Annotated in this window: 18 protein-coding genes; 9 read left to right on the forward strand and 9 right to left on the reverse strand. The window is 67.2% G+C overall.

Annotation, left to right across the window (positions count from 1 at the left end):
- Positions 1-21 precede the first annotated feature (21 nt).
- The 4 genes from uvrA to QNO08_RS09740 all read right to left on the reverse strand — a co-directional run bounded on the left by uvrA (position 22) and on the right by QNO08_RS09740 (position 7,218).
- Positions 22-2,919, reverse strand: a complete 2,898-nt coding sequence (gene uvrA, locus QNO08_RS09725; protein WP_229965798.1) for an excinuclease ABC subunit UvrA — start codon at positions 2,917-2,919, stop codon at positions 22-24.
- Positions 2,920-2,994: 75 nt separating this feature from the next.
- Entirely contained in the window at positions 2,995-3,372 is a 378-nt protein-coding gene (locus tag QNO08_RS09730) for a GntR family transcriptional regulator (RefSeq protein WP_229965711.1), read from the reverse strand.
- Positions 3,373-3,514: 142 nt separating this feature from the next.
- Entirely contained in the window at positions 3,515-5,488 is a 1,974-nt protein-coding gene (locus tag QNO08_RS09735; protein WP_229965710.1) for an ABC transporter ATP-binding protein, read from the reverse strand.
- On the reverse strand, positions 5,485-7,218 hold the full coding sequence (locus tag QNO08_RS09740) for an ABC transporter ATP-binding protein (RefSeq protein WP_229965709.1): 1,734 nt from the start codon (positions 7,216-7,218) through the stop codon (positions 5,485-5,487). The genes QNO08_RS09735 and QNO08_RS09740 overlap by 4 nt, the downstream gene beginning before the upstream one ends.
- 431 nt (positions 7,219-7,649) lie before the next feature.
- Here QNO08_RS09740 and QNO08_RS09745 point away from each other — a divergent pair, with 431 nt between their 5' ends.
- Together QNO08_RS09745 and QNO08_RS09750 are read left to right on the forward strand one after the other, a co-directional pair.
- Positions 7,650-8,288, forward strand: a complete 639-nt coding sequence (locus tag QNO08_RS09745) for an MBL fold metallo-hydrolase (RefSeq protein ID WP_229965708.1) — start codon at positions 7,650-7,652, stop codon at positions 8,286-8,288.
- A gap of 88 nt (positions 8,289-8,376) precedes the next feature.
- Positions 8,377-9,759, forward strand: coding sequence for an APC family permease (locus tag QNO08_RS09750; protein WP_229965707.1), 1,383 nt, complete (start codon positions 8,377-8,379; stop codon positions 9,757-9,759).
- On the opposite strand, the gene QNO08_RS09755 is transcribed toward QNO08_RS09750, so the two are convergent.
- Complete coding sequence (locus QNO08_RS09755; protein WP_229965706.1) at positions 9,756-10,535, reverse strand: trans-aconitate 2-methyltransferase; 780 nt, start codon at positions 10,533-10,535, stop codon at positions 9,756-9,758. The genes QNO08_RS09750 and QNO08_RS09755 overlap by 4 nt on opposite strands.
- A 132-nt stretch (positions 10,536-10,667) precedes the next feature.
- Between QNO08_RS09755 and QNO08_RS09760 the strand changes: the two genes are divergently transcribed.
- From QNO08_RS09760 to QNO08_RS09775, 4 genes are all read left to right on the forward strand, one after another.
- A complete protein-coding gene (locus QNO08_RS09760) occupies positions 10,668-11,504 on the forward strand; it encodes an SDR family NAD(P)-dependent oxidoreductase (protein ID WP_229965705.1) in 837 nt (278 codons plus the stop codon).
- An 83-nt stretch (positions 11,505-11,587) separates the two neighbouring features.
- On the forward strand, positions 11,588-14,128 hold the full coding sequence (locus tag QNO08_RS09765) for a DEAD/DEAH box helicase (RefSeq protein ID WP_229965704.1): 2,541 nt from the start codon (positions 11,588-11,590) through the stop codon (positions 14,126-14,128).
- Between the two features lie 10 nt (positions 14,129-14,138).
- Positions 14,139-14,639: a GNAT family N-acetyltransferase gene (locus QNO08_RS09770; protein ID WP_229965703.1), complete on the forward strand. Its 501-nt coding sequence runs from the start codon at positions 14,139-14,141 to the stop codon at positions 14,637-14,639.
- Complete coding sequence (locus QNO08_RS09775) at positions 14,636-15,985, forward strand: alpha/beta fold hydrolase (RefSeq protein ID WP_229965702.1); 1,350 nt, start codon at positions 14,636-14,638, stop codon at positions 15,983-15,985. Before QNO08_RS09770 ends, QNO08_RS09775 begins: the two co-directional genes overlap by 4 nt.
- Here QNO08_RS09775 and QNO08_RS09780 read toward each other — a convergent pair.
- Positions 15,974-16,543: a TetR family transcriptional regulator gene (locus tag QNO08_RS09780; protein WP_229965701.1), complete on the reverse strand. Its 570-nt coding sequence runs from the start codon at positions 16,541-16,543 to the stop codon at positions 15,974-15,976. The two genes, QNO08_RS09775 and QNO08_RS09780, sit on opposite strands and share 12 nt — an antisense overlap.
- Before the next feature lie 189 nt (positions 16,544-16,732).
- Between QNO08_RS09780 and QNO08_RS09785 the strand changes: the two genes are divergently transcribed.
- Positions 16,733-17,509 (forward strand): SDR family NAD(P)-dependent oxidoreductase, encoded by a 777-nt coding sequence (locus tag QNO08_RS09785; protein ID WP_229965700.1) that lies wholly within the window; start codon positions 16,733-16,735, stop codon positions 17,507-17,509.
- A gap of 105 nt (positions 17,510-17,614) precedes the next feature.
- Here the strand turns inward: QNO08_RS09785 and QNO08_RS09790 are convergent, their stop codons facing one another.
- The 3 genes from QNO08_RS09790 to coaE form a co-directional block, all read right to left on the reverse strand.
- Positions 17,615-18,811 carry a TerC family protein gene (locus QNO08_RS09790; RefSeq protein WP_229965699.1) on the reverse strand — a complete coding sequence of 399 codons (1,197 nt, stop codon included), beginning with the start codon at positions 18,809-18,811 and terminating at the stop codon, positions 17,615-17,617.
- Positions 18,812-19,038: 227 nt separating this feature from the next.
- Complete coding sequence (gene uvrB / locus QNO08_RS09795; RefSeq protein ID WP_229965698.1) at positions 19,039-21,129, reverse strand: excinuclease ABC subunit UvrB; 2,091 nt, start codon at positions 21,127-21,129, stop codon at positions 19,039-19,041.
- A gap of 82 nt (positions 21,130-21,211) precedes the next feature.
- On the reverse strand, positions 21,212-21,832 hold the full coding sequence (gene coaE, locus QNO08_RS09800; protein ID WP_229965697.1) for a dephospho-CoA kinase: 621 nt from the start codon (positions 21,830-21,832) through the stop codon (positions 21,212-21,214).
- A 67-nt stretch (positions 21,833-21,899) separates the two neighbouring features.
- On the opposite strand from coaE, the gene QNO08_RS09805 reads away from it, so the two are divergent.
- Together QNO08_RS09805 and QNO08_RS09810 are read left to right on the forward strand one after the other, a co-directional pair.
- Positions 21,900-22,577, forward strand: a complete 678-nt coding sequence (locus QNO08_RS09805) for an IMPACT family protein (protein WP_229965696.1) — start codon at positions 21,900-21,902, stop codon at positions 22,575-22,577.
- An 85-nt stretch (positions 22,578-22,662) separates the two neighbouring features.
- Positions 22,663-23,778, forward strand: a complete 1,116-nt coding sequence (locus QNO08_RS09810; RefSeq protein WP_229965797.1) for a class I SAM-dependent methyltransferase — start codon at positions 22,663-22,665, stop codon at positions 23,776-23,778.
- The last annotated feature ends 229 nt before the right edge of the window (positions 23,779-24,007 follow it).

Genomic DNA, 24,007 nt, shown 5'->3' on the forward strand with positions numbered 1-24,007 from the left:
CCGTACGGGCGACGCAGAGATCTACGCCGCGCCCTTTTGCTTGTCGAACATTTCGGCAAGGAACCTGCCGGTGTGGCTGACCTCGGAGGACGCCACCTTTTCCGGTGTTCCGGTGGCAATCACCTGTCCGCCGCCGTTTCCGCCTTCCGGACCCATGTCGATGATCCAGTCGGCGCTCTTGATCACGTCAAGGTTGTGCTCGATGGTGATCACCGTGTTGCCCTTGTCCACCAGTCCCTGCAGGACCAGCAGCAGCTTGCGGACATCCTCGAAATGCAGGCCGGTGGTCGGCTCGTCGAGCACGTACACGCTGCGCCCGTTGGAGCGCTTCTGCAGTTCCGCCGCCAGCTTCACGCGCTGCGCCTCGCCGCCGGACAGGGTGGTGGCCGGCTGGCCGAGCCGGACATAGCCCAGCCCGACGTCAACGAGCGTGTTCAGGTGCCGGGCAATCGGCGAGAACGCGGCGAAGAACTCCGCAGCCTCCTCGATGGACATGCCCAGGACCTCGGAAATGTTCTTGCCCTTGTAGTGCACCTCGAGGGTTTCGCGGTTGAACCGTCCGCCGTGGCAGACCTCGCAGGGCACGTAGACGTCCGGCAGGAAGTTCATTTCAATCTTCAGCGTGCCGTCGCCGTGGCAGGCTTCGCAGCGGCCACCCTTGACGTTGAAGGAGAAGCGGCCGGGCAGGTAGCCGCGGACCTTGGACTCGTTGGTCTCCGCGAAGAGCTTGCGGATGTGGTCCCAGACGCCGGTGTAGGTGGCCGGGTTGGAGCGCGGGGTGCGGCCGATCGGGCTCTGGTCCACGTGGATGACCTTGTCCAGGTTCTCCAGCCCGTCAATGCGCAGGTGCCGCCCGGACACGTGCTTGGCGCCGTTGAGCTTGGCGGCCAGCGTCTTGTACAGGATGTCGTTGATCAGCGTGGACTTGCCGGATCCGCTGACACCCGTCACCGCGGTGAAGACACCGAGCGGAATGGACACGTCGATGTTGCGCAGGTTGTTTTCCCGCGCCCCGACGATCTTCAGCTGGCGGGACTTGTCCACCTTGCGGCGTTTGGCCGGGATCTCGATCTTCCGGCGGCCGGACAGGTACGCGCCGGTCAGGGACCGCTCGTTGGTGAGCAGGTCCGCCAGGGAGCCGGAGTGCACCACTTCGCCGCCGCGCTCACCCGCACCCGGTCCGATGTCCACCACCCAGTCGGCTTCGTGGATGGTGTCTTCGTCGTGCTCCACGACGATCAGGGTGTTGCCGAGGTTGCGCAGCCGGGCCAGGGTCTCAATGAGGCGCCGGTTGTCCTTCTGGTGCAGTCCGATGGAGGGCTCGTCGAGGACGTAGAGGACGCCCACCAGGCCGGAGCCGATCTGGGTGGCCAGGCGGATGCGCTGCGCCTCGCCGCCGGAGAGGGTGGCCGCTGCCCGCTCCAGGCTCAGGTACTCGAGCCCGACGTCGAGCAGGAAGGTCAGGCGGGCCAGGATTTCCTTCAGGACCTGGTCGCCGATCTTCGCTTCGCGGGTCGTGAGTTCCAGCCCGCCGAGGAACTCGGCCGCCTCGCGCAGGGGCAGGGCGGCCACCTGGGCAATGTTCTTTCCGTTGATCAGCACCGACAGCGACGCCGGGTTCAGCCGGGCTCCGCCGCACTCGGGGCAGGGGATTTCCCGCATGTACTCCTCGTACCGGTCACGGGCGCTGTCCGATTCGGTCTCGAGGTGCTTGCGGTGGATGTAGGAGATGACGCCTTCGAAGCCGGTGCTGTACTTGCGTTCGCGGCCGAAGCGGTTCTTGTACTGAACCACCACCTTGTGGTCCTTGCCGTTGAGGATGGCCTCGCGGGCCTTGGCCGGCAGCTTCTTCCACGGCACGTCCATGGAGAAACCCATGTCCTTGGCCAGGCCGGCCAGCAGCCGGTTCCAGTACTCCAGGGTGGCGTTGCCCAGCGCCCAGGGCGCCACGGCTCCCGCGGCCAGGCTCAGGTTGGGGTTGGGGATCACCAGCTCCTCGTCAACCTCCAGCCGGCTGCCGATGCCGGTGCAGACCGGGCAGGCGCCGAAGGGGTTGTTGAAGGAGAAGGACCGGGGTTCAATCTCATCGATCGCCAGCGGATGCTCGTTCGGGCACGCCAGGTGCTCGGAGAAGGGCCGGACCCGGTCCTCGCTCTTCTCGTCGACGTCCACGAAGTCCGCCAGGATCCGGCCCTCGGCCAGGCCCAGCGCGGTCTCCACCGAGTCGGTCAGGCGCTGCCGGATGCCGTCCTTGGCCACCAGCCGGTCCACCACCACCTCGATGGTGTGTTTGTACTGCTTGCCCAGCTTGGGCGGATCGGAGAGCTGGATCTGCTCGCCGTCGACCTTTGCACGCGAGTAGCCCTTGGCGGCGAGCTCCTTGAACAGGTCCACGAACTCGCCCTTGCGTCCGCGCACCACCGGAGCCAGGATCTGGAACCGGGTGCCTTCGGGCAGCTCGAGCAGCTGGTCGACAATCTGCTGCGGTGTCTGCCGTGACACGGGCTCGCCGCAGATGGGGCAGTAGGGGGTGCCGACACGGGCCCAGAGCAGGCGCATGTAGTCGTAGATCTCGGTGATGGTTCCGACGGTGGAGCGCGGGTTCTTGGAGGTGGACTTCTGGTCGATCGACACCGCCGGAGACAAGCCCTCGATGAAGTCGACGTCGGGCTTGTCCACCTGCCCGAGGAACATCCGCGCGTAGGAGGAGAGCGACTCGACGTACCGCCGCTGGCCCTCGGCGAAGATCGTGTCAAAGGCCAGGGAGGACTTGCCGGATCCGGAAAGTCCGGTGAAGACAATCATCGCGTCGCGCGGCAGATCCAGATCCACGTTGCGGAGGTTGTGCTCCCGTGCGCCCTTGACGATGAGGCGGGAGAGATCGTTGCCGCTGTGCGGCTCGTTGGCACTATCGGCCATCAAAGAGGTAGCTGTAGACACAAATTCCACTGTAGTTCACCGGTTGGTTCGAAGATGTATTCGACGCCGCAGTGTTCACCGCAGGCGAAGAGCCGTCTCGACGTAGGTCACGGCCTCTTGCGGATCAAGGCCGTTGGCGCGGACGGAATCGGCAAAGACCCGTGCCGCCTCGGCCACCCGCCGCCGTCCGTTGTCTCCGGCGGCTGCGATGACGGTTCCTGCCCGCGAGCGCGTGGTGACCACTTCGGCCTGTTCCAGTTCGCGGTACGCCCGGGCCACGGTGTTGACGGCAAGGCCCAGCCGGGCGGCGAGCGCGCGGACCGGAGGCAGGCGGGTTCCCACGGCAAGGCGCCCCTCATTGGCGGCATCAAGGATCTGAACCCTCAACTGCTCAAACGGGGGAACCGTGCTTGCGGCGTCGATGCGGACCCAGGACAGGACGTCGTCACTCATGGGACCGCCTTCGGGTTGGAGAGCTGGAACCGTCCGAGGGATTCAACGGCCGGGTGCGTTGCTGCGCGCTGGGCGCATGCTGCAGTTCCATTTTGCCATGCCGGTGCTCTTTGCGCCGGGAGGCAGGTCACGGCCAGGCAGGTCACGGCCCGGGGGCCGGCCCGTCGCCGGTTCCTTCCGCTGCCGCCGCCGGCTCGGAGAACTGGGAGCGGTACAGCTCGGAGTAGAACCCTTCGGCGGCCAGCAGCGCCTCATGGGTCCCCTGCTCCACGATCTCCCCGTGCCGCACCACCAGGATGACGTCAGCATCCCGGATGGTCGAGAGCCGGTGGGCGATCACAAAGCTGGTCCGGGCCTCCCGCAGTGCGTTCATGGCCAGGCGGATGGAGATCTCCGTCCGGGTATCCACCGAGCTGGTCGCTTCATCCAGGACCAGGATGGCCGGGTCCGCCAGCCAGGCCCGGGTGATCGTGATCAGCTGCCGCTGCCCCTGGCTCAGCGTTCCGCCGTCGTACCCCAGGACCGTGTCGTAGCCATCCGGCAGCGAGCGCACGAAGTGGTCCACGTGCGTTGCCCGCGCTGCCTCCACGATTTGTTCCTCAGTGGCGTCCGGCGCGCCGTAGGCAAGGTTCTCCCGAACGGTCCCCTCGAACAGCCACGCGTCCTGGAGCACCATGCCGATCAGTTTCCGCACGTCGTCGCGCCGCATCCGGGCGGTGTCCACCCCGTCAATGGTGATCCGTCCGGCGTCCGCGTCGTAAAAGCGCATCAGGAGGTTCACCAGCGTGGTCTTCCCCGCCCCCGTGGGACCGACAATCGCCACCGTCTGCCCCGGTTCCGCGATGAAGGACAGGCCGCGTATGAGCGGTGCGTCCGGGGAGTAGCTGAAGTCCACGTCCTCAAAGGCCACGCGTCCCTTGACCGCTGTCAGCACCTGCGGCTCCGCGGGATCCGGGGGCTGCTCCCGGTCATCAAGCAGTTCGAACACACGTTCGGCTGAGGCGACGCCGGACTGCAGCATGTTGATCAGCGAACCGAGCTGCCCCAGCGGCTGGGAGAACTGGCGGCTGTACTGGATGAAGGCCTGCACTCCCCCGATGGAGAGGCGCCCGTTGGCCACCAGGAGCCCGCCGACCACTGCCACCGCCACATAGTTGAGGTTGGAGATGAACTGCATGGTGGGCATGATGATGCCGGACACGAACTGTGCCTTGAAGGAGGAGCGGTAGAGGGTGTCGTTGGCCGGCCGGAACCCCTCCACCACCCGCTCCTGCTGCCCGAAGGCCTTCACCACGTCCTGGGCGCTGAACATTTCCTCGATGTAGCCGTTCACCTCCCCCGTGGACTTCCACTGCTGCATGAACTGCGCCTGCGAGCGCCGGGCAATGAAGACGGTGACGACGGCGGAGACGGGGACAGTGATCACGGCGATCAGGGCCAGCAGCGGGGACAGCCAGAGCATCATGCCCAGCACCCCCACGATGGTCAGCACCGAGGTGATGATCTGGGTCAGGGTCTGGGAGAGCGTCTGCGCCAGGTTGTCGATGTCATTGGTGACCCGGCTCAGCACGTCCCCCCGGGATTCCCGCTGGAAGTGGGACATGGGCAGCCGGAAGAGCTTGCCGTCCACGTCCCGGCGCAGCCGGTACATGGCGTTCTGCACCACCCGCGCCGTGACCCGCGCCTGCAGCCAGCCGAAGGCGAACGAGGCAAGGTAGATCCCCAGCACCCCCAGCACCAGCACTCCGAGCCGGCCGAAGTCCAGCCCGGCACCGGGCACCACGTCCATCGCGGCCAGCATGGTTGCGAGCTGGTCCTGTCCGGCACTGCGCAGGGCCTGCACCTGGTCCTCCTTGCTGATCCCCGGCTGCAGCCCCGCTCCGATCACGCCGTCGAAAATGACGTTGGTCGCTTCCCCCAGGATCCGCGGTGCGCTGACCGCGAGCGCCACCGAGACGACGGCGGCCACCAGCACCAGTGCCACCCGCAGCCGGTCCGGGGCAGTCAGCGCCACGATCCGCCGGACACTGGCCCGGAAGTTCAGCGGCTTCGCGGCGGGAGCGGCACCTCCCGCGGCACGGGGTCCGCCGTGTGCAAGCCTTCCGGGGCCGCTCACTGCACTTCCTCCGCCGTGAGCTGGGATTCAACAATTTCGCGGTAGGTGGGCGAGGCCGCCATCAGCTCCGCATGTGTGCCCTGCCCGGCGACCCGTCCTTCCTCCAGCACCACGATCCGCGCGGCATCGGTGATGGTGTTGACCCGCTGGGCGACGATGAGCACCGTGGAGCTGCGGGTGCGCTGCTTCAGTGCGGCGCGCAGCCGGGCGTCGGTGGCAAAGTCCAGGGCGGAAAAGCTGTCGTCGAAGAGGTAGATCGAGGGCTGGACGACCAGGGCGCGGGCAATCGCCAGGCGCTGCCGCTGTCCACCGGAGAAGTTGCCCCCTCCCTGCTCCACCCGGTGCTCCAGCGCCCCCTCGGCGGCGCGGACAAAGTCGTCGGCCTGCGCAATCTCCAGGGCCTCCCACAGCTCGGCGTCGGTGGCCTCCGGCTTGCCGAAGCGCAGATTGGAGCCGATGGTGCCGGCAAACAGGTACGCGCGCTGCGGCACCAGGCCGATGCCGCTGCGCAGCGAATGCAGCGTCACTTCCTCGATGTCCTGGCCGTCAATGCTGATTCCCCCCGAGGTGGCGTCCAGCAGCCTGGGGACCAGGTTCAGCAGTGTGGATTTGCCGGCGCCGGTGGATCCGATGATGGCCGTGGTCTGCCCCGACTCCGCGGTGAAGCTGATTCCGGAAAGCACCGGCGCCTCCGCCCCGGGATAGGTGTAGCCGACGTCGTCGAACGCCAGGGTGCCGCCGTCGTACACCAGCGGCGGCGCCCCCTCGGCGTCGTGCACGGTGCTCTCGGTGTCGAGGACCTCGCAGATGCGTTCGGCGCAGACCGCGGCGCGGGGCAGCATCATGATCATGAACATGGACATCATCACGGCCATCAGGATCTGCATGATGTAGGCGAGGAACGCGGTGAGCGCGCCGATCTGCATCTGCCCGGCATCAATCCGGTAGGCACCGAACCACACCACGGCCACGGAGGCCAGGTTGGCCACCAGCATGGCGGCCGGAAACAGCAGCGCCATGTACTGCGCGGTCCGCAGCTGGGTTCCGGTCAGGTCGCGGTTGGCGGCGTCGAACCGGGCCTCCTCCGTGCGCTCCCGGACAAAGGCACGGATCACGGCGACCCCCATGATCTGTTCACGCAGCACCGAGTTCACCCGGTCGATCTGCTTCTGCGCCCGCCGGAACAGCGGGATCAGCCGGCGCAGCACCAGCCCGATCACGGCGAACAGGACCGGCAGGATCAGCAGCAGGACCCCCGACAGCGGCACATCCTGGTTCAACGCCAGCACCACCCCGCCCACACCCATGATCGGCGCCGAGACCATGACGGTGAACGTCATCAGCAGGGCCATCTGCACCTGCTGCACGTCGTTGGTGGTGCGGGTGATCAGCGAGGGGGCGCCGAAGACTCCGACTTCCCGCGAGGAGAAGGACTCCACCGTCGTGAAGAGGTCATCGCGGATGTTCCGGCCCACGCTCATCGCCACCCGGGCGGCGAAGTAGGTGGCCGTAACCGCGCAAAGGACCTGGCCGGCAGTAATGGCGAGCATCCAGCCGCCAATGTCCAGGATCACGCCGGTGTCGGCCCGGACCACGCCGCGGTCGATGATGCCGGCGTTCAGGGTGGGCAGGTACAGCGTGGCGGCGGTGGACAAGAACTGCAGGATGACGACGGCGGCAACGGCTCCCTTGTAGGGTGCCAGGTTCTGCCGGACGAGCCGTAGGAGCACGTTTCCTCCTGGAACTGCCGGGAGGATGCCCGGCACCATCCGAACCTACGCCGCGGCCTCCGGGCAGGCAATACCCATGGGCTGCCCGGGCGGGCCTGCCAGCCGGCGAGCGCGGAATCGGCAGGCAGGGCCAGACCGCGCGAGGCATTGCGGCCGCGATTCCCGCACTGGTTCCCAGTCTTTGTTGCCTGATGGGGCTGTTGGAACCCCAGGTGTCTCAGCAGCCCCAAACAGTGGGAACCAGTGCAGGGCAGGAGGGCCTGGGGCGACCAGGGTCGGCCGGGCCGGCAAGCCGCGAGCGCAGGTGGATGGAGCGAGCCCCGGCGAGCGGGGAGCGCAAGCCGCGAGCGCAGGACGAGGAGCAGGCAGCGCGGGCAGCCCGCCCTCTCCCGCACAGTTGCCGGCGAGCGGGCCGGAACTAGACTGGCGCCATGATTGATTTGGAGAACGTCACCATTCGCAGCCGGTCCGTGGGCGACATGGACAACAATGTCTACGTCATCACCGCCAAGGACACCGGGGCGCAGGTGCTCATTGATGCCGCCGATGACTTGCCCGCGATCAGGGAGCTGCTGGACGAAGCAGCCGCCGATGCCGCTGTTCCCGCGAAGGTGGAGCTGATCATCACCACGCACAGCCACTGGGACCATGTCCGGGCGCTTGCCGCCGCCGTGCAGGCCACCGGAGCCCGGACCGCCGCCGGCAGCGAGGACATTCCGGACATCATGGTGCGCACCGACGTGCCGCTGGAACACGGAGACATCGGCCGCTTCGACGGTTTCGAACTGGAAGCCATCAAGCTTCGAGGGCACACCCCGGGATCCGTGGCCCTGCTGTACCGCGATCCGAGCGGTCCGGCGCACCTGTTTACCGGGGATTCGCTCTTTCCCGGCGGGCTGGGCAACACCCAGAAGGATCCGGAGCGCTTCGCTTCCCTCTATGCCGACGTATTAGAACGTGTGTTCGAATACCTTCCTGATGACACGGTGGTGCACCCGGGACACGGTGCCGGCACCACCCTCGGCGCCGAGCGCCCGCACCTGCCGGAGTGGAAGCAACGCGGCTGGTAGCGGTCCCGATTGCCCTGTTCCGTTGACCGGCTCCTCGCAGCGCCTCTAGGCTCCTAGGAACCGCCGAACCGGATGAGAGCGTGCAGCCGTGGCAAAATCACCGTCCTCGTCGTCGTCCACCCCGGCATCCCCGCAGAAACCGCAGATCGGCCTTGTGGCCTGCGTGGCCTTCGGCGTGGGCACGACGGTGGGCGGCGGCGTTTTCACCCTCTCCGGCACCGCCGTAAACCTGGCCGGCCCCGGGGCCGTGCTGAGCTACATCATTGCGGGCCTGGTCATGTCCCTGTGCGCCCTGTCATTCATTGTGGTGTGCACGCGGGCGGAAGACGGCGAATCGGGCTACGGGCCCATCGGCACCATCCTGAGTCCGCTCTGGCGGTTCGTCGTGATGTGGGCGTTCTATCTCAACGGTGCCACGATCATCGCGTACCTGGTGACCTCCTTCGGCGAGTATCTGAGAGGTTATTTCCTGCCGGCCGCCGGCACACTGGTGCTGGCCCTGGCAGCCACCGCGCTGGTCACGCTGCTGAATCTGGGCCCGACGGCGGTGGTGGCGAGGGCGGAAACCTGGGTGGTGGGGATCAAGCTGGCCCTGCTGCTGCTTTTTGCCGTGTGGGGCCTCACCGAGCTGCGCCCGGACGACCTGGCCCGGCCGCTGCCCCACGGAACCGGCGGAGTGTTCTCTGCCGCCGCCCTGCTGTTCACTGCCTACACCGGGTTCAACGTCATTACCAACATGGCCGGCTCGGTCAAAAACCCGCGCAAAACGGTTCCCCGTGCCATCCTGCTCACCATCCTGGTCTCGGGAGCCATTTACCTGGGCACGGTCCTGGCCATGATCGCCAGCGGAATCACCACGTTCACGGCAACCGGCGTCTCCCAGGCCGCCGAGATTGTCATGGGCCCATGGGGTGGAGTGCTGGTGGCCCTGGCAGCCTGCCTCTCCACCCTGTCCGGAGCCAACGCCAATGTGCTCGGCGCCTCCGAAGTGATCCTGCGCATGGTGGCGCGCGGCGATGTGCCGCCGGCGCTGGGCCGGCACACCCGCAAGGGGCACCCGTATGTGAGCGTGCTGTTGCTGGGAATAATCACCGTGCTGCTGGTGCTGCTCAACGACACCACCTTCGTCGTGTCCGTCGCCAACGTGGCGGCCATCATTGCCATGATCGTGGTGAGCATTGCCGCGGCCGTCCTCGGTTTCCGGAAATGGCCGGGAGAGGGTGCGAGGCTGCCGTGGGGTCCTGCAATTCCCGTCCTTGCGGTCCTGGCGGCCGCCAGCCAGCTGCCCTCACTGGACCCTGCCGCCCTGCTTACCGGAGTCCTGCTGACCGCCGTCGGCGGGGTGCTGTACTTGACCCGGCATTACGACCGCGGCGGCCGGGGAACCCGGGCCTCCGCCAACCGGCAGATCGACAACCTGAGCACGCCGCTGATGCGGGCGGCCCGCCGGCATCCGTCCGGGCGGCCTTAGGCCGTTTTCTGCCCGACCATGAAGATGCGGCGGAACGGAAAAACGGTACCCCAGGAGCGCTCCGGGTATGCCGCGCGCAGCAGGGCCGCATATTCGGCTTCAAACCGGGCGAAGGCCTCCGGATCCAGGGCGTCCATGATCGGGCGCAGTGCAGTCCCGCGCACCCACTCCAACACCGGATCCCTGCCGTGCAGGACCTGCGAGTAGGTGGTCTCCCAGACGTCGGCCTCGAAGCCGGCCTCGGTCAGCAGGCCCAGATAGTTGTCCGGCTCGTCCACGGCATCGGCATGCCGCAGCACTCCGTCCAGCCGGGCCGACCACGGGGCGCTCGCCGCCAGGTCACGCATCAGGGCATGCGAGGGTGCTCCGAAGTTGCCCGGAACCTGCACCGCCAGCCAGGCGCCGCCGTCGAGCCGCTTGGCCCAGCGGCGCATCAGCTCCTGATGGCCGGGCACCCACTGCAGGGCTGCATTGGAGACCACCACGTCGGTACCGGGCTGCGGCTCCCATTCCTCGATGCCGGCCTGCACGAAGTCCAGGTTTCCCGGCGCGCGCTCCATTGCCCTGGCCTGCTCCACCATCGCCTGGGAGGAATCGACGCCGGTGACGTGCGCTTCGGGCCAGCGGGCGGCGAGCGCCGCCGTCAGGGTTCCCGGCCCGCAGCCCAGGTCGACCACCCGTCGGGGGTTGTCGGCGGCGATGCGGGCAGTGAGATCAAAAAAGGGGCGGTCGCGGTGCGAGGAGAACTGTGTGTATTTCCGGGGATCCCATTTCATGCCGCCGAGCCTAGCAGCGTCAGCGGCGCGTGCAGCTGGCCGCGTTCATCCGGGGTCATGCCCGCATGCCCGGGCCGGGCAGTGCCGGTGCGGCGCGGGCCGTGGTTGAATCCTGTCCATGGTGGTGCAGACATGGTGAGGCAGACGTGGTTCATCACGGGAGCGGGCCGGGGCCTCGGCCTGGCGCTGGCCGAGCAGGCGCTTGCGGCCGGCCACACAGTCGTCGCTGCCGTGCGGGGCGACCATTCCCTCCAACCCCACGACCGGCTGCTGGTACAGCGACTCGATGTGCGGGACCGGACCAAGGCCAACTTCGCCGTTGAGCACGCCGTCCGGCGGACGGGGCGGCTGGATGTTCTCATCAACAACGCCGGCTACGGTCTGGTTGGAGCCGTCGAAGAGGTCGGCGAAGAGGACGCCCGGGCCATACTGGACACCAACCTGCTCGGGGCGCTGTGGCTCTCCCAAGCCGCGGTGCGCACAATGCGCAGACAGGGGGCCGGGCACATTGTGCAGATCTCCACCGTCGGAGCCGTGGGCGCCATGCCCACCCTCGGCCTCTACAACGCCAGCAAATGGGGCCTCGAGGGTTTCAGCGAGGCTCTCGCCGCTGAGGTCGCGCCGTTCGGAATCCGCGTCACCATCGTTGAGCCCGGCGGCCTCGACACCGGCTGGGCCACGGGCAGCATGCGGTTCAGCAAACCGGTCGCTGCCTATGACGACCTCCGGCGCTCGCTGTTCGGGACCTCCGCGGTTCCCTGGCCCGTGGAGCCCGGAGCCACCGGCGGCGGCACCAGCCCGTCCGAGGCGGCTGCCGCCGTGATCCGCTATGTGCACCATCCCGACGACGGACGCCTCCGGCTCCTCATCGGCGAGGACGCCGCTGAGCAGGTTGCAACCGTGCTCCGGCGCAGGCAGCAGGACTACGGACAGCTGCCGCCCCCGGACACACCCGGCAACCCGCGCTGAGGACCGGTGAAGGATCCGGAACAGACAGGGCGGGAAACGTGCCGTCCCGAGCGCCCGGCGCGGCCCGATAGTCTGGTAGGGACATGAAACTTCTTGAACAGCTTCCTTCCGGCCCCGCCAACACCCGCACCATCGACCCCGATGAGACGTACACGTCCTTCCTGGAATGGGTCGAGAGCCGGGGCATGTCGCTGTACCCGGCACAGGATGAAGCGGTGATGGAGCTGGTGACCGGCAACAACGTCATCCTCGCCACCCCCACCGGCTCGGGCAAGTCCATGGTGGCCATCGCCGCGCACTTCTACGCCATGGCGCACGACGAGCGCAGCTACTACACGGCGCCCATCAAGGCCCTGGTCTCGGAAAAGTTCTTCGCGCTCTGCGAGATCTTCGGCGCCGAGAACGTCGGCATGGTCACCGGCGACTCCTCCGTGAACAAGGACGCCCCGATCATCTGCTGCACCGCGGAGATCCTGGCCAACATCGCCCTGCGCGAAGGCGCCGACGCGGACCTGGGCACCGTCATCATGGACGAGTTCCACTTCTACTCCGACCCGCAGCGCGGCTGGGCCTGGCAGGTTCCACTGCTGGAGCTGCCGCAGGCCCAGTTCCTGCTGATGTCCGCAACCCTCGGCGACATGACCCGGATCGCCAACGAGCTCAGCGAACTCACCAACCGGGACACCGTCACCGTCTCCTCGGTGTCACGGCCCATCCCCCTGCACTACTACTACGTGGAGACCCCGGTCCAGGAATCCCTCGAGGAGCTGCTGGCCACCAAGCAGGTGCCGGTCTACGTGGTGCACTTTTCCCAGATCGAGGCCATCGACCGGGCCCAGGCGCTGATGAGCATCAACGTCTGCACCCGCGAGGAGAAGGATAAAATCGGCGAGCTGATCGCCGGCTTCCGCTTTGCCCCCGGCTTCGGCAAGACCCTGAACCGGCTGGTCCGGCACGGCATCGGCGTGCACCACGCCGGCATGCTGCCCAAGTACCGCCGCCTCGTGGAGCAGCTGGCCCAGGCCGGCCTGCTGAAGGTCATCTGCGGCACCGACACCCTGGGCGTGGGCATCAACGTGCCGATCCGCACCGTGCTGATCACCGCCCTGTCCAAGTACGACGGCACCCGCACCCGCCCGCTGAAGGTCCGCGAGTTCCACCAGATCGCCGGACGCGCCGGACGCGCCGGCTACGACACGGCGGGCACCGTCGTCGTGCAGGCACCGGAACACGTGATCGAAAACGTCAAGGCCATGGCCAAGGCCCACGCGAAGTTCGGCGACGACCAGAAGAAGCTGCGCCAGGTGGTGAAGAAGAAGCCGCAGGCCGGCTTTGTGTCCTGGGGCAAGCCCACCTTCGAAAAGCTGGTCGACGGCACCCCGGAGCCGCTGACCTCCAGCTTCAACATCACCCACTCCATGCTGCTGAACCTGCTGGAGCGTCCGGGCGACCCGTTCGCCGCAACCAAGAAGCTGCTCACCCACAACCATGAGAGCCGGTCCTCGCAGCTGGCGCTGATGAAGAAGGCGCTGGGCATCTACCGGGAGCTCAAGACCGCGGGCATCGTGGAAGTCCTGCCCGAGCCCGACGTCGACGGCCGGACCGTCCGCCTCAAGGTGCACCTGCAGCCGAACTTCGCCCTGAACCAGCCGCTGTCTCCGTTCGCGATGGCGTCCCTGGAGATCCTGGACCCGGAGAGCCCCTCCTACGCCCTGGACGTGGTGTCGGTGATCGAGGCGATCATGGAAAAGCCGCGACAGGTCCTCTCCGCGCAGGAGAAGAAGGCGCGCGGCGAGGCCATCGCGGCCATGAAATCCCAGGGCATCGAGTACGACGAGCGGATGGCCCTGCTCGAAGAAGTCACCTATCCGCAGCCGCTGGCTGAGCTGCTGCACCAGTCCTTCGAGGTGTACCGCTCCGGCGCCCCCTGGCTGGGCGAGTTTGAGCTGAGCCCCAAGTCAATTGTCCGGGACATGTACGAGCGGGCCATGAGCTTCGGCGAATACGTCCAGTTCTACTCGCTGGCCCGGTCCGAGGGCGTGCTGCTGCGCTACCTCTCTGACACCTACAAGGCCCTGCTGCACACGGTTCCCCCGGAGCGGCTGCGGGAAGACCTCGAGGACATCATCGAATGGCTCGGTGAATTGGTCCGCCAGACCGACTCCTCGCTGCTGGACGAATGGGAAGAACTGACCAACGGCATCAATCCCGACGCCACCGACGAACCGGTGCTGCCGCCGGTGCCGGATAAGCTCACCGCCAATGTCCGCGCCTTCCGCGTCATGGTCCGCAACGAAATGTTCTCCCGGGTGAAGCTCTTTGCCGATGAGGACGACCGCGCCCTGGGCGAGCTCGACGGCGCCGCCGGCTGGGATGCCGACCGCTGGGCCGACGTGCTGGATGCCTACTTCGCCGAGCACGAAGACATCGATGACGGCCCCGACGGCCGCGGGCCGAACCTGCTGATCATCAAGGAGCTGCCCGGAAAGTGGGAGGTCCGGCAGATCTTCAAGGACCCGGCCAACCACCTGGACTGGGGCATCAACGCAGAGGTCGACCTGGCGGCCTCGGACGAGGCCGGCTACCCCGTCATCAAGGTGATCCACGCCGGCCGCCTCGATTAGGCTGGGCAGCATGGAAATACGCCCCGCCCGCAGAGAAGACGTCCCCGTAATCCTCGAGCTCGTTCACGACCTCGCGATTTACGAGAAAGAGCCGCACGCGGTGAAAAACACCGCCGAGGCCCTGGAACGGAACCTGTTCGGGGACAACCCGGCCATCTTCGCCCACGTCGCCGTGGAGCAGGGGGCAGTTCAGGGGTTCGCGCTCTGGTTCCTGAACTACTCCACCTGGGAGGGCACGCACGGGATCTATCTGGAGGATCTCTACGTCAGGCCGGAGACCCGGGGCAAGGGCTGCGGCAAGGCGCTGCTGCGCACGCTGGCCGAGATCGCCGTGGAGCGCGGTTATGCCCGGGTGGAATGGTGCGTCCTCAACTGGAATGAGCCGTCCATCCGCTTCTACAAGTCCCTGGGCGCCGTCCCGCAGGACGACTGGACCACCTTCCGGCTGACCGGCGGTCCCCTGGAGACCTTCGGCGCCTCCGGAACAGCGGCCGCGGACACCTCCGCATGAGCGCGCCGCACACGGCCTCGGCGTCCTGCACGGTCCGCGGCATGCGGGTCACCGACCACCGCTTCACGGTGCCGCTGGACCACGCGGACCCGGACGGTGAAACCATCACCGTCTTTGCCCGGGAATACACCGACGCCGAGCTGCCGCAGGCCGAGGCGGAGCGGCTGCCCTGGCTGCTGTACCTGCAGGGCGGTCCCGGCGGCAAGGGGCCGCGGCTGCTGCAGTTCGGCGGCTGGACCAAGGCCGCTTCCTCCCGCTTCCGCCTCCTGATGCTGGACCAGCGCGGCACCGGGCTCTCCACGCCGCTCACCCGGCAGACCCTGGCTGTGCGGGGGAATGCCGCCGCCCAGGCCGAGTTCCTGGCGCATTTCCGGGCCGACTCCATCGTGGCCGATGCCGAACTGATCCGGGAGGCCCTCGGCTCCGCCCCGTGGACCACCTACGGACAGAGCTACGGCGGCTTCTGCACCCTGACCTACCTGTCCTTCGCTCCGCACGGGCTGCGCGAATCGCTCATCACCGGCGGCCTGGCCCCGCTGACCGGCCCGGCGGACCGGGTGTACCGCGCGACCTTCCGGCGGGTTGCCGCCCGCAACGCCGAATACTTCGCCAAGTATCCGCAGGACCGGACCATTACCACCCGGATCGCCCGGCATCTGAAGGACGTCCCGGAGTTCCTGCCCTCCGGGGAACGGCTGAGCGTGCAGCGCTTCCAGATGGCAGGCTCCTATCTGGGCGGGAACACCCGCATGGACGGCCTGCACCATTTGCTGGAGGAAGCGTTCGTTTCAACGCCCGACGGCGACCGCCTCTCCGACACCTTCCTGGAAACGGTCCACGGGCTGGTCAGCCGCGCCGCCAACCCGCTGTACGCACTGCTCCATGAGTCCATCTACGGCCAGGGGAAGGCCACGGACTGGGCGGCGGAACGGGTTCTCGAAGACTTTCCGGAGTTCCGGCCCGACGCGGAGGAACCGCTCTACACCGGGGAGATGGTCTACCCCTGGTACTTCGACGAGGATCCGGCACTGGTGCCGCTGAAGGACACCGCCGAATTGCTCGCCGCCAGGAAGGACTGGCCCGCGCTGTACGATCCGGCGCAGCTGGCCCGGAACACGGTCCCGGTGGCAGCCGCCGTTTACAGCGACGACATTTACGTTGACCGGGACCTGTCCCTGGAGACGGCAGCTGCCGTGCGCGGGCTGCGGGTCTGGGAAAGCCCGGACTTCCACCACGACGGCATCGCCGACGACGGCGAGGGCATCTTTAACCGGCTCCTGGCCATGGTGCGGGGCGAGCCGGAGCACCAGGAGGCAGCGGAGGCAGCGGCCGCCTCAGGCGCCTAACCGCACCACGTCCACTGCTGCGGCCAGGTAAGGTGCCGGGTCCGGTTCCTCCGAGTTGGCCCACTGGATCCACGCCGTGACCATGGCAGCGCCCATGGCCGCTGCGGTCAGTGCCGCACGCGGAGCCGGCAAACCCGCGGCCTCCAGATATGCCGTCAGGGCAGATCCCTTCTGTCCCAGATAGCGGTAGGCCTCGGCGGCCAGCTCAGGGTGGCTGCTGATCAGCCGCAGGCGGCCGCGCGTCACTGCCAGGTCCGGCAGCACCTTCGCTCCCTGGGCGACAGCCATGATCAATGCCGCGCGTATCCCGGGTTCCGAGATGCTCCCGCCGGCGGCTTCCGCCGGCACCGCCGCAGTCCGCAGCCCGGCCGCGATGGCCTGCTGCACCGGTTCGGTTCCGCCCCAGACCAGGGCGGACTTTGAGGAGAAGTACCGGTAAAGGCTCTTGCGTCCGATCCCCGCCGCCCGGGCGATGTCCTCCATGGACGCTCCTTCGTAGCCGTGCTCGGCAAACAATTCCAGCGCGACGGCGGCGATTCTGTCCGGGTCAATACTCACCGGGCGGCCTGCAGCGCGCACGCCTCTTCCGGCGGTGCTGCCCTGCCCGCCCCGTATTTTCGACTTTTCGGATTCCGTGTTTAGGGTTTCCGAAGTTTTGCCGTCATCCATTGGTGCCTCCCAGCTTCAATTAAGACACAAAGTGTCATAATATCGGAAGATCAGTTATTTACTTCTTTGGAGGACCCTTTGAACGCTGCAGCATCCTGGCAGGAATCCATCACCGAAGGCCGTTTCTCGGGCCAGACCGTTATTGTGACCGGTGCCGGTTCGGGCATCGGCCTCGCCACCGCACTGCGCGTGGCCAAGGAAGGCGGCCGCGTCATCGCCGCCGACATGAGCTCCGAACGCCTGGACGCCCTCGTGTCCGAGAACCCGTCACTGGACATCGTTCCGGTTGTCGGTGACATCACCAAGGAAGAGTCGGTCGCCAAGATCGTTGAGGCCGCCGGTGACCGCGTTGACGGTTTGGCCAACGTTGCCGGCATCATGGACAACTTCGCACCGGTGCATGAGGTCCAGGACAAGCTCTGGGACCTGGTGTTCGCGGTCAACGTCACGGCCACGATGCGCCTGAGCCGCGCTGTCCTGCCGCTGATGCTGGCGCAGGGCTCCGGCTCCGTCGTCAACATCACCTCCGAGGCCGGCCTGCGCGGCTCCGCCGCCGGTGCCGCCTACACGGCGTCCAAGCACGCCGTCGTCGGGCTTACCAAGAGCTCAGCCGTGATGTACGGCCAGAAGGGTATCCGCGTGAACGCCGTGGCCCCCGGTGCCACCATCACCAACATCGAGGCCAAGTGGGAATCCGAGATGGGTGCCGCACGCATCCAGCCGCTGATGTCGATGGTGCCCGGCCAGGCCACCGCCGAGCAGCTCGCCGCCTCGATCACGTTCCTGCTCAGCAAGGACGGCACCAATGTCAACGGTGTGATCCTGGCGTCCGACGCCGGATGGAGCGCCATCTAAGGCTTCCGCCTCCACCGAGGTATTAACGAGAGCAGGTCCCCGGCATTTGCCGGGGACCTGCTCTCGTTTACGGGTGTTGCTGCTTGGTGTTGCTATTGCTCGGTATTACTGCCCGCGCTGTGACCTTGGGTCGTTGGCCAGGAAGTGTGCCCGGGCCTCATCAGTGACTTCCGGAAGCTTCACGTCGTCGCGGTCCTTGGCAACGGTGGTGGCTGCCTGGTAGGACTTGGTGACCTTGTCGTAGGCTTCCACCCGTTCCTCGTGCGGGGCGTCTTCCCCGAGGTTCCGGTACACCTTCAGTGCGTTTTCCAGCGACGCCACGGCCTGGACGGCCTTGGCCTTCGGGCTGAGCAGCGAGGCAACGGTGGCGATCACGATGGTGCCGAGGATGACGGCGAGGGAGACGAAGGTCGGGATCTCCGGAGCCCAGGCGACATGTTCGCCGCCGTTGATGAACGGCAGCTCGTTGACGTGCAGGGCGTGCAGGATCAGCTTCACGCCGATGAACGCCAGGATGACCGACAGGCCGTGCTTGAGGTAGATCAGGCGATCCATCAGGCCGCCCAGCAGGAAGTAGAGCTGGCGCAGGCCCATCAGGGCGAAGATGTTGGCGGTGAAGACGATGAAGGCGCTCTGGGTCAGGCCGAAGATGGCCGGAATGGAGTCCACAGCGAACATCAGGTCGGTAACGCCGATGGTGATGAAGACGATCAGCATCGGGGTGAAGACCTTCTTGCCGTCCACCACCGTGCGGATTTTGCCCTGGTCGAACTTGTCGGTCATGGGCAGGACGCGGCGCAGCTTGCCGATCAGCTTGTTGTCGCTGCCCTCTTCTTCGTCTTCACCGTTGTCAGTGGCCTGCTTGTAGGCAGTCCACAGCAGGAAGGCGCCGAAGATGAAGAACACCCAGCTGAAGTTCTCGATCACGGCGGCGCCGATGATGATGAAGATGCCGCGCAGGATCAGCGCGATGATGATGCCGAACATCAGCACTTCCTGCTGGTACTTACGCGGTACCGAGAAGCGGGCCATGATGATGATGAAGACAAACAGGTTGTCGATGCTCAGGCTGTATTCGGTGACCCAGCCGGCCACAAACTGGCTGCCGTACTCCGGTCCGGTGAACACGAACATGGCACCGGCGAAGGCCAGGGCAAGCCCGACATAGAAGCCGACCCACAGGCCGGCTTCCTTCATTGACGGCTCGTGCGGACGCTTAACGACAAGGAGCAGGTCGAAAAGCAGGACGAGTCCGAGGACGACAAATGTGCCGACCTCAAAGACCACGGGTAATTCGGGCATGTAGGGGGACCTTTCGGGCGCGGGAGTGAACGCAAGTCTCTCCGGCATCCGCGAACGCGACGTTCGAACGGCTGCCCGCTGCACCCGGCGGGACGACGATGCCCCGCGTGCTGACGGATACAGCGCGGGCGGATACTCCCCTGCGCTGCCAAGAAGTCTATCGCAGCGCGCGCTCGCGGAGAGAAAGCCCTTCCGGACAGAAAGCCCTTCTAGCGGAGGAAAAGCCCCTACGCGTGCCCGGCGTTCTGCATCTGCCGCAGTTCCTTCTTCAAGTCACCGACTTCATCACGCAGCCGGGCGGCCAGTTCGAACTGCAGTTCGGCGGCGGCGGCGTGCATCTGCTCCGTCATCGACGCAATGAGTCCCGCCAGGTCCTCCGCCGGAGCAGCGGCGAGGCCGTCCTTGCGGATGCCGCCCTTGCCCTTGCCCGCGGTCTTGCGGTTCTTCTTCTCCGCCGCCTCGGCCAGCAGCGCCTTGGTGTCGGCGTCTTCCCGGGCGAGGGAATCGGTGATGTCGGCAATCTTCTTGCGCAGCGGCTGCGGATCCACGCCGTGGTCCTTGTTGTACGCCACCTGGATGGCGCGGCGCCGGTTGGTCTCGTCGATGGCCTTTGCCATCGAGTCGGTGATCCGGTCCGCGTACATGTGCACCTCGCCGGAGACGTTGCGGGCGGCACGGCCGATGGTCTGGATCAGCGAGGTGGAGGAGCGCAGGAAGCCTTCCTTGTCGGCGTCGAGGATCGACACCAGCGACACCTCGGGCAGGTCCAGGCCCTCGCGGAGCAGGTTGATGCCCACCAGCACGTCGAAGGTGCCCATCCGCAGCTCGCGCAGCAGCTCCACCCGGCGCAGCGTATCGACGTCGGAGTGCAGGTATTCCACCTTGACGCCGTGCTCCAGCAGGTAGCCGGTCAGGTCCTCGGCCATCCGCTTGGTCAGCGTGGTCACCAGCACGCGTTCGTTGCGCTCGGTCCGGGTCCGGATCTCCCCCAGCAGATCGTCGATCTGGCCCTTGCTGGGCTTGACGATCACCTGCGGATCCACGAGACCGGTGGGGCGGATGATCTGCTCCACGTAGCCGTCCGATTTGGACAGCTCGTACTTGCCCGGCGTGGCGGACATGTACACGGTCTGGCCGATCCGCTCCAGGAACTCGTCCCATTTCAGCGGCCGGTTGTCCATCGCCGAGGGCAGCCGGAAGCCGTGGTCCACCAGGGTGCGCTTGCGCGACATGTCCCCCTCGTACATGGCGCCGATCTGCGGAATGGTGACGTGGGATTCGTCAACCACCAGCAGGAAGTCGTCGGGGAAGTAGTCCAGCAGGCAGTGCGGAGCGGTGCCCGGGCCGCGGCCGTCGATGTGCCGGGAGTAGTTCTCGATGCCGTTGCAGAAGCCCATCTGCTGCATCATTTCCAGGTCGTAGGTGGTGCGCATCCGCAACCGCTGCGCCTCGACCAGCTTGTTCTGGGATTCCAGCTCTGCCAGCCGGACCTGCAGTTCATCCTCGATCTGGCGGATGGCCCGGTGCATCCGGTCCTCGCCGGCCACGTAGTGCGAAGCCGGAAAGACGTACATCTCCTCTTCCTCGCGGATCACGTCGCCGGTGAGCGGATGCAGGGTGTAAATGTTCTCGACCTCGTCGCCGAAGAACTCGATCCGCAGCGCGTTTTCCTCGTACATCGGGATGATCTCCACGGTGTCGCCGCGGACCCGGAAGGTGCCGCGGTGGAAGTCCATGTCGTTGCGGGCGTACTGCATGGACACAAACTTGCGCAACAGGTCGTCACGGTTCATCTGCTGGCCCCGGCGCAGGGTCACCATGCCCTCGATGTATTCTTCCGGGGTACCCAGACCGTAGATGCAGGACACGGTGGCGACCACGATCACGTCGCGGCGCGTCAGCAGCGCGTTGGTGGCTGAGTGGCGCAGCCGCTCCACCTCTTCGTTGACCGAGGAGTCCTTTTCGATGAAGGTGTCGGTCTGCGGAACGTAGGCCTCGGGCTGGTAGTAGTCGTAGTACGAAACGAAGTACTCCACCGCGTTGTTGGGCAGCAGCTCGCGGAACTCGTTGGCCAGCTGTGCGGCGAGGGTTTTGTTCTGCACCATCACCAGCGTGGGCCGCTGGACCTGCTCCACCAGCCAGGCCGCCGTCGCACTCTTACCGGTACCGGTGGCACCGAGGAGGACCACGTCCTTTTCGCCGGCGTTGATGCGTTCGGCGAGTTCCTTGATGGCTGTGGGCTGGTCGCCCGCGGGTGAGTAATCGCTGATTACTTCGAAGGGGGCGACGACTCTCTTGATGTCCTGCGCAAGACTCATGCTTAAACGCTACTCCGCGCTGCGGTCAGGACGTGTCCGCAGCGCGCCCGGTTAGCTGAGGGCTGAACAGCGGCGCCGGCCGTCATTTTCCGGTCCGCAGCAGGGCCTCGTTCAGCGGGACCAGCCGGCTGCGCCACAGTTCCCGCACCGCGCCCACCAGCTCCCCGGCCCTGCCCGCATTCACGAGCACGACGTCGGCCGCAGCGGCGCGTTCGGCGGCGCCCGCCTGCGCGGCGATCCGCGCCCGGGCCGCCTCTTCGCTCATGCCGCGGTCCGCAGCCATCCGGCGGATCCGCTCCTGCTCGGGCGCGTCGATGACGAGCACGAAGTCGAAGCTGCGGTGCTGGCCGGTTTCCACCAGCAGCGGGATGTCATGCACCACGATCGTCTCCGGCGCGGCCTGCCGCTCCAGTTCCGCCGCGCGCGCCCGGACCCGCGGATGAACGATTCCGTTGAGGATTTCCCGCTTGTCCGCGTCGGAAAACACCACGGCGGCCAGCGCCGGGCGATCCAGCCGGCCCTCGCCGTCGAGCATTCCGGGCCCGAAGGCGTCGACGACGGCGGTGAGCCCCTCGGTGCCCGGCTCCACCACTTCCCGGGCCAGGGCATCGGAATCGATCACCAGCGCTCCCAGGTCCTGCAGGGTGCGGGCGGCCAGCGATTTTCCGGCGGCGATCCCGCCGGTCAGTCCTACTCTCAGCATGCGCCCAAGGCTACCGTGTGCCGGCGCCCGGAGCGGACAGTCCCGCGGCAGCGCCTAAACTGGACAGGTGAATGAACAGGTCGGAACAACGGGGCGCTACACCACCGTTGCCGGCGAACACCGGCACGAGCTGGAGATCAAGCGTTCACGCTTCATTACCGTCCTGCGGCGGGTTGAAACCGAAGAACAGGCCCGGGCACTGGTCGCCGGGCTGCGCCGCGAATTCCACGACGCCCGCCATCACTGCAGCGCCTTTGTGCTGGGCCCGGACCGGAGCGTGCAGCGCTCCAGCGACGACGGCGAACCCTCCGGCACCGCCGGCATTCCCATGCTGGAAGCGCTGACCAAACGGGAGACGTTCGACGGCGCCGCGGACCTGAGCGATGTCGCTGCGGTCACCGTGCGCTACTTCGGCGGCATCCTGCTCGGCGCCGGCGGCCTGGTGCGCGCCTATTCGGAATCGGTGTCCTCAGCGGTGGCCGGCGCTGCGCTGGTCCGGCGCCGTCGGATGCAGCTGTACGGCATTCCGGCCGGGCATTCCGCGGCCGGCCGGTTGGAAAATGACCTTCGTTCGGCCGGAGTGAGCGTCCTGGGCACCGAGTACTCGGCCGCGGGCGCGCAGCTTAGCGTCGCGCTGCCCGACACCCCGGACGCCCTGGCGGCCTTCCACTCCCGGCTCGCCGCCCTGACCGCCGGAGCCTCCGACCCGGTCCCCCTCGGAACGAAATGGATCGACCTTGACTGACTTCCCCACCGGCAGCGATGCCGGCACCGGCGGCGCCGGCCTCGACGCTGCCGACTTCGACGCTGCCGGCTTCGACTTCGCCCGGCTGAGCCGCAGGCCCGATGTGGAGGCCGACAACCTCCAGGCCTGGGATGCCGCCGACCGGCTGCTGCTCGACACTGCAGCGGATGACCTGTCCGCCGCGGCATCGGGCGCCGTCGTCGTCATCGGGGATTCCTACGGTGCCCTGACGCTGGCAGCGGCAGCCCGGCACGGCCTGTCGGGCCTGAGGGTGCACCAGGACCCGCTGAGCGGCGAGCTGGCGCTGGAGCGGAATGCGCGGAAGCTGGGCCTGGAGGGCGCCTTTGCGCACCATGGCCTGGAGCCGGGACTCGTGACGGGCGCCCGCGTGGTGCTGCTGCGCCTGCCCCGGTCGCTGGACGCGCTGGAGGAGATTACCGAGCTGATCGCCGCGCACGCGTCCCCCGAGGTGGTGGTGTACGCCGGCGGCCGGCTCAAGCACATGTCCACCGCCATGAACGACGTGCTGGGACGCTATTTCGCCTCCGTGACGGCCGGGCTGGCCCGGCAGAAGTCGCGGATCCTGACCGTCCGCGCTCCCCTGCCGCCGGAGCAGCGCCCGGCGGCCCGCTTTCCGGTGTCCTCTCGGCACGACGTCGGCCTGGCGGCGCCCCTGGAACTCTGGGCCCACGGTGCTGCCTTTGCCGGTCCGGCCCTGGATATCGGCACCCGGTTCCTCCTGCCGCACCTGGCCGGAGTCCGGCCGGCGGAACGCGCCGTTGATCTGGGCTGCGGCACCGGCGCCATTGCCGCGTACCTGGCGCTGAGCCGCCCGAACCTGCACGTGGTGGCGACGGACCAGTCGGCTGCGGCGGTGGCTTCGGCAGCGCGCACTGCCGAAGCCAACGGCGTGGCCGACCGGGTGGAGGTGCGCCGCGACGATGCCCTCGCCGGGCTGCCGGACAGCTCGGAGGACCTGGTGGTCCTGAACCCGCCGTTCCACATCGGCGCCAGCGTGCACGCCGGAATTGCCCTGAAGCTCTTTGCCGACGCCGGCCGCGTGCTGCGGCCCGGAGGTGAGCTGTGGACCGTGTGGAACAGCCACCTCACCTACAAGGCGGCGCTGAACCGGCTGGTGGGCCCCACCCGGGAAGTGGCCCGGAACCCGAAGTTCACGGTGACGGTCAGCACGCGCCGGTAAGGTTTATTGGGGCCGGACGAATCCGGAGGAGCCGGCACATCCTGTTCCGCCATCCGCACTCACCGGCCTTAACCTGTGCTGACGTTCCTGGCCTCCGCATGAGTTTCCAAGTGCCTCTCCATAGCGTCGACGGCGCGGGCAGGGCCATCGAGCCCGCGCATTCGCACTCCGAGTTCTTGGGCTCGGTGTAGTGGGGTCCTCCCGTAACGTTGGAAACAGTGAGGCGATC

This window comes from Arthrobacter sp. zg-Y820, from assembly GCF_030142155.1.
Taxonomy (GTDB): domain Bacteria; phylum Actinomycetota; class Actinomycetes; order Actinomycetales; family Micrococcaceae; genus Arthrobacter_B.

Bases quoted from the DNA above. Each gene is read 5' to 3' on its own strand.
- QNO08_RS09760 (WP_229965705.1), top strand. From the start codon at position 10,668: ATGGTGAGGCAGACGTGGTTCATCACGGGAGCGGGCCGGGGCCTCGGC.
- coaE (WP_229965697.1), bottom strand. From the start codon at position 21,832: ATGCTGAGAGTAGGACTGACCGGCGGGATCGCCGCCGGAAAATCGCTG.
- QNO08_RS09775 (WP_229965702.1), top strand. From the start codon at position 14,636: ATGAGCGCGCCGCACACGGCCTCGGCGTCCTGCACGGTCCGCGGCATG.
- QNO08_RS09790 (WP_229965699.1), bottom strand. From the start codon at position 18,811: ATGCCCGAATTACCCGTGGTCTTTGAGGTCGGCACATTTGTCGTCCTC.
- QNO08_RS09755 (WP_229965706.1), bottom strand. From the start codon at position 10,535: ATGAAATGGGATCCCCGGAAATACACACAGTTCTCCTCGCACCGCGAC.
- uvrB (WP_229965698.1), bottom strand. From the start codon at position 21,129: ATGAGTCTTGCGCAGGACATCAAGAGAGTCGTCGCCCCCTTCGAAGTA.
- QNO08_RS09745 (WP_229965708.1), top strand. From the start codon at position 7,650: ATGATTGATTTGGAGAACGTCACCATTCGCAGCCGGTCCGTGGGCGAC.
- QNO08_RS09770 (WP_229965703.1), top strand. From the start codon at position 14,139: ATGGAAATACGCCCCGCCCGCAGAGAAGACGTCCCCGTAATCCTCGAG.
- QNO08_RS09730 (WP_229965711.1), bottom strand. From the start codon at position 3,372: ATGAGTGACGACGTCCTGTCCTGGGTCCGCATCGACGCCGCAAGCACG.
- QNO08_RS09765 (WP_229965704.1), top strand. From the start codon at position 11,588: ATGAAACTTCTTGAACAGCTTCCTTCCGGCCCCGCCAACACCCGCACC.
- uvrA (WP_229965798.1), bottom strand. From the start codon at position 2,919: ATGGCCGATAGTGCCAACGAGCCGCACAGCGGCAACGATCTCTCCCGC.